Origin of the sequence: Paraburkholderia ginsengiterrae, from assembly GCF_001645125.1 — a bacterium.
GTDB lineage: Bacteria > Pseudomonadota > Gammaproteobacteria > Burkholderiales > Burkholderiaceae > Paraburkholderia > Paraburkholderia ginsengiterrae.
In genome coordinates, this window is the sequence record NZ_LXKA01000246.1 from 1 (window position 1) to 455 (window position 455).

A 455-nucleotide genomic window follows, 5' to 3' on the forward strand; every position below is an offset into this window, starting at 1 on the left:
TGGCCGGAGTGGTGGGTAGAGCGAGCGTGTGCGTGGGCTGGTCGAAGGAGGAACGTGTCGTATCGCTGGATGAGCAGAAGTAGGAGTCGGTAGTAGGCAGTGTGGTGGCGCAGGGGGGCAGAGAGGTGATGGAGGGATGGGTGGGCGAGGGGGGGGAGAGGAAGAGGGAGGAGAGGGTAAGGGTCAGGCGGGGGGGAGGTGAGCATGGGCGGGATGGACTGGTGAAGATCGTTGGGGGGCTGGGTGGAGTGGAAGCCGAACAGGCCGTACATTGCGTGCGGCACGGCGTATGCGACCGGGCCTTCCGGAGAAAACTGCTGCTGGCGACCGACGTCGAACGTGCCGCTGATTGGGTGCGGCGCGGCGGCGAGCTTCGCGTCCGGCTCGCCGCGTGTCAGATGCAGCGGCGGCAGCACGTATTGCTTGCGGGCTTTCGCTTCGGCGGCGGTGAGGAC

The 455-nt window shown here is 66.8% G+C and carries 1 protein-coding gene; it reads left to right on the forward strand.

The window, feature by feature from the left end:
- Positions 1 to 248: 248 nt before the first annotated feature.
- On the forward strand, positions 249 to 455 hold a 207-nt coding region (locus tag A6V37_RS43035; RefSeq protein ID WP_341845751.1), incomplete at its 3' end, for a hypothetical protein.